This is a genomic window from Phyllobacterium sp. P5_D12, from assembly GCF_054049495.1.
The window spans coordinates 1-3905 of sequence record NZ_JBFUMG010000424.1; the positions used below are offsets into that span (position 1 = coordinate 1).

Consider the following 3905-nt stretch of genomic DNA (forward strand, 5'->3'; position numbering starts at 1 on the left):
ATCGATGACCGAATACCACGCCGTGTCGCGGTTCTTGCCTTTCTGCACCATGTGCTGACGGAAAATGCCTTCGAACTTGAAACCGAACCGCTCCGCCGCCCGTTTCGACGGCTCATTGGCATTGTTGCATTTCCATTCGTAACGCCGGTATCCGAGTTCAAAGGCATATTTCATGAACAGGTACTGCGCTTCCGTCGCTGCTGCTTTTCGCGAAATCAGCGGTCCCCAATAGATATTGCCGATCTCGATCACACCGAATGCCGGGTCGATACGCATCAGCGTCTGACGTCCCGCGACCTTGCCGCTCGCCTTGTCGATCACCGCGAAGAACAGCGGGTCCTTGCTCGCTTCGACCTTCTCCAGCCACGCCCCGAATGCTTCGCGATCCTCCGCCGGATTTTCGAACAGGAACCTGAACCGGTCGCCCGCGTCTGCAACCGACGATGCCTCGTAGAGCCCGTCGCCATGTTTGGCGGCATCGAGCGGCTCCAGCCGCACGTAGCGGCCCTCGAGCGGTTCGCGGGCCGGGAGTGGGCGTGGCGTCCAGTCTTTCAGATCGGTCATGGTGAAATCTGCTCGCTGAAATTGAGAGTATTTGACTTGTTATGCCACTCCGCACACAAAGCAGAAGTTGAAAATTGTATGTGAGACTATACGTCACAACGGGAAAAAGCCCGCAAATACTGGGGTTTTCAAGGGTCCGGCTTGTCAGTGCGAGAGATAGTTATCAGATTGGTAACAGGGTAACTAATTGACCCTACCAATATGTCGCACCCTTAGGCAACACGCTTTCGCGTCTGTTGGGCCTCTTCCCACGCCTCTATTTCCGAGACCTTCCACATGGGGAAGCCGGTCGGGCCGGTTAAATAACGAGGCTCGGGGAAGCTTAACGCCGGGTTGTCCCGGAGGCGTTTCAGGTAAGCGCGGTTCGAGGTCTTCTTACCCCAGCGGATTAGCAATTGACCTCCGCTGATATACTCGGCGTCGGGCAATGCCTTATAGATCGCATTCCAATGGAATAATTGTGCCTGCATTCTCGATTTCTCCTCACTCAGTAACGGGCCGCAACCTTGGCATTTACTGAAGAGATGGTGCAATGTGTGGGAATTGCAAATCCGGGCCGCTGGATGCGTTTAAACGCGAAAGCAGGGGACCCTTCAGCGTGGGCCGTAAAATATCAGCACCCACAGAATGAACGTCGGAAGCAGAATGTTGAACGCTCCGAAGGACATCCCAAACCAATAACGCTTCGGCTGTGTTGTCCGGCTCCACTCGGTGCCACGAGCAGGCCAAATGCCGGTGTGCCACGCTTTCGCCAATACCGGAGCGAAGGCGTAGACCGCAAAAGCGAAATAGCAGACCGTAAAGAGCGTCACGAGCATTTCTGTCCCCCACGAGATGCCACCGGCTAATTAAACGCAAAAGCGATACGATGCGAAGAGCTATTTGGTTCCGACCAGCATGACCGTGGCCGTGCCGCCAGCGACAACCGCCCTGACAAAGATCGTATGCTCAAGCACCACGGCGGCGGTATTGGTGCCGGTTGCAAGAGAGATGGCCGTATTCGGAGCGGCTGTGGACGCGTCTTTGAGGCCTATCCAGTTCGTGCCGTCCATAGAGCCCTCTAGGGTGACGGTTCCGGTGCCAGCGAGGCGCTGGACGGTCTTGTCCGGATATTCACTGACGTTGGCGGCTAGGCCGTTTCCGGTCTCCGCCGTCCATGTAACGGTGATGGTGTCTTGGCTATCCCAGACTTGGGGTGTTACGGGCATGATTTTAATCCTCTTCGTTGTCGTTAGCGGGGGCTAGGAGCTTCCCGGCGAGAAGTTCGCAAAAGTCTTCAAGGTCCGCTTCGTCAAAATCTTCGATTAGCGTCTTGAGCTCGTCGGCGAGTTCTTCCTCGTCGTCGTCGGCGTTTTGAACGAGCTTCTTTATCTGTTTTTCAATGCTGGCCATGCTGGTGATCCTCTTCGTAATTGTCGGGCGCGTAATCCCTAAGCAAGCCTTTTTCGACTTCGCTTAGCCAAACCTCGCCGTGAGCGTTTTTCATCCTCAGGGCACTCTCATAGGCGGCTCGCCGTCCGATATAGGCTTTGCCCTTCTGTGGCGATTTTCTGGGTTTCCACGTCATGTCGCGACCCTACTCAGCATGTCAGCAGCGCCTTCTATCAACAGCGCCCGGCCTGAATTGACGCCACGCTTGGCCTTCCGGTCGAGTTGCTCGCGCCTAACCGTTTCGGTCTGAAGGGCCAGTTCGTAATCTTCATACCGGGCATGAGCGCTGCCTTCGGCCTCAATGCGGCTAATTACGGATTTATCAACGGGTGGATCGAGCAAAGCGGACACGTCAGACTGACTAAACGAAAGTCTTTCCCTGAGGGCCTTCAGTGCCCTGCCTTGGTCCGGACGTGCCACAGTGTCACCCGGTTTGAGCGTGCCGGTCGGCTGGCGAAGCAAAGCGCCAAGGGATATTCCGCGTGCAGCAAGCGCCGCCACGGTCTGTTCTTCGATAGCCTTTTGGAACGCGTCCATCTCTTCGGCAAGCTCTTGATCCTTCCGGGATAGCTCACCCTCAAGTTCTGCGATCCGGGCCTCTAGGCTTTCGATTGGCGCGAGGACGGCAGTCAGGGAGGCGAGATTTGGCACCCCGCCTGCTTCCGAAGCTATGACCAAGTTCAAACCCTTGCCTATGGCCTCGCGAGCCTTCGAAAGAGCCAGACTTGGTTTTGCGCTAAGCACATACGGATTGGCGATGATCAAAGTCGTGCCGGGGCTGGTGACTTCTAGAAGGTGGTCGATGAGATTGTCATTGGACGACAGAGGCTCGTTGTGCCAACGGTCGATTATGTGCCCGTAAAGCTGGGCCGCAAGCCGGAGCGTCTTACTCTGATTTTCCATCTCGTGGGCCGCTGAACTACGTGTGTATGCGATTGCCATAATGGTTATTTCCTTGTGATTGGTGGCACCGACGACCTTGGGGCTGGATTAGATATGAAGCCTTCGGATCGTCAGTGCCGGTAAGCGCTCAAGGGCGGAGAACAGAGAGTAACCCGAGCGCTATGGTTGATATTCTATCGGTCCCAGCCGGATCGTTTCTGGAGATCGCGTAGGACTGAGCCCACGCTGTCAGCCGATGTGTCTTCGACGTTTTGCCTGCGAACGCCTCCGGCATAGCCAGAACCTATGCTCGTGCTACGGCTGTCGTCATCGACATAGCCATTGCTACGGCTTTCCCACTCGCCAGAGCGAAGTCCGGGCGCTTGCTGCTCCTCTGCGATGGCCTGCAATATGGCGTCGCGCTGGCTGTCGTCTTTGGCGAGGCGTGCAAGCTCGCGTTTCGACAGGCCCGAATTGCGCGTCAGGCGCTGGAACGCTGCGCCAGCCTCGGCTTTTTCAGCTGCAAGTTCCGGGTAGTGAAGGGCGTAGGCGGGGAAAAGGTCAGCTGCCGCTTCGACTAGAGCCCTTTGTTCTCTATCTGCCCTTTGGAAGTCCATGCCGTCTCTTTGAACACCGTCAGTGTCAAAGCCGCCGTATACCTCCTTTTCAGCCAATTCATGAAGTATCTGTTTCTCGCTACGGCTAAGTCCTTCATTTGGCAAAGTACCGGGATTGGGATTTAAAGGATCGCCCGGCCCTCTCAAGCCAAGAAAGTCTGCGGCAAAGTCCCGCTCTTCTTTGCTGTCACTTAGCCACCATGTGGTTTTGTCACTGGGATCATACTGAAGCTGGCCGCCACTGAGCGAACCAGCCGGTAAGTCTCGGATTACTGCTTCACGGTCCTCAAGCTCTGCTTGGCGGCGATCATTTGGGCGCTCATGGCGCGTATTCTCCAAGCTAGTCCATGGATCGTTGTAATCGACTTTGTCGCGCATAGGATTGCCTTCATAAGTTGTAGGATATCCTAC

The 3905-nt window shown here is 55.8% G+C and carries 8 protein-coding genes; all 8 read right to left on the minus strand.

Features of this window, described 5'->3' with window-relative positions; genetic code table 11:
- Positions 1–564 (minus strand): GNAT family N-acetyltransferase (locus ACXJ5O_RS20905; protein WP_457301566.1); only part of this gene is annotated, 564 nt, incomplete at its 3' end.
- Between the two features lie 212 nt (positions 565–776).
- The gene (locus tag ACXJ5O_RS20910; RefSeq protein ID WP_457301567.1) at positions 777–1034 is read right to left on the minus strand and encodes a hypothetical protein; all 258 of its coding nucleotides are present in this window, start codon (positions 1032–1034) and stop codon (positions 777–779) included.
- 123 nt (positions 1035–1157) lie between these two features.
- On the minus strand, positions 1158–1382 hold the full coding sequence (locus ACXJ5O_RS20915) for a hypothetical protein (protein ID WP_457301568.1): 225 nt from the start codon (positions 1380–1382) through the stop codon (positions 1158–1160).
- Positions 1383–1442: 60 nt separating this feature from the next.
- On the minus strand, positions 1443–1772 hold the full coding sequence (locus ACXJ5O_RS20920) for a hypothetical protein (RefSeq protein WP_457301569.1): 330 nt from the start codon (positions 1770–1772) through the stop codon (positions 1443–1445).
- A 4-nt stretch (positions 1773–1776) separates the two neighbouring features.
- The gene (locus ACXJ5O_RS20925) at positions 1777–1956 is read right to left on the minus strand and encodes a hypothetical protein (protein ID WP_457301570.1); all 180 of its coding nucleotides are present in this window, start codon (positions 1954–1956) and stop codon (positions 1777–1779) included.
- Positions 1943–2131 carry a hypothetical protein gene (locus ACXJ5O_RS20930; protein ID WP_457301571.1) on the minus strand — a complete coding sequence of 63 codons (189 nt, stop codon included), beginning with the start codon at positions 2129–2131 and terminating at the stop codon, positions 1943–1945. The genes ACXJ5O_RS20925 and ACXJ5O_RS20930 overlap by 14 nt, the downstream gene beginning before the upstream one ends.
- Positions 2128–2937, minus strand: coding sequence for a hypothetical protein (locus ACXJ5O_RS20935; RefSeq protein ID WP_457301572.1), 810 nt, complete (start codon positions 2935–2937; stop codon positions 2128–2130). The genes ACXJ5O_RS20930 and ACXJ5O_RS20935 overlap by 4 nt, the downstream gene beginning before the upstream one ends.
- 134 nt (positions 2938–3071) lie before the next feature.
- Positions 3072–3905: hypothetical protein (locus tag ACXJ5O_RS20940; RefSeq protein ID WP_457301573.1), on the minus strand; the 834-nt coding region annotated here is incomplete at its 5' end.

Coding starts and splice junctions, on each gene's coding strand:
- ACXJ5O_RS20920 (WP_457301569.1), bottom strand. CDS start 1,772: ATGCCCGTAACACCCCAAGTCTGGGATAGCCAAGACACCATCACCGTT.
- ACXJ5O_RS20915 (WP_457301568.1), bottom strand. CDS start 1,382: ATGCTCGTGACGCTCTTTACGGTCTGCTATTTCGCTTTTGCGGTCTAC.
- ACXJ5O_RS20930 (WP_457301571.1), bottom strand. CDS start 2,131: ATGACGTGGAAACCCAGAAAATCGCCACAGAAGGGCAAAGCCTATATC.
- ACXJ5O_RS20910 (WP_457301567.1), bottom strand. CDS start 1,034: ATGCAGGCACAATTATTCCATTGGAATGCGATCTATAAGGCATTGCCC.
- ACXJ5O_RS20925 (WP_457301570.1), bottom strand. CDS start 1,956: ATGGCCAGCATTGAAAAACAGATAAAGAAGCTCGTTCAAAACGCCGAC.
- ACXJ5O_RS20935 (WP_457301572.1), bottom strand. CDS start 2,937: ATGGCAATCGCATACACACGTAGTTCAGCGGCCCACGAGATGGAAAAT.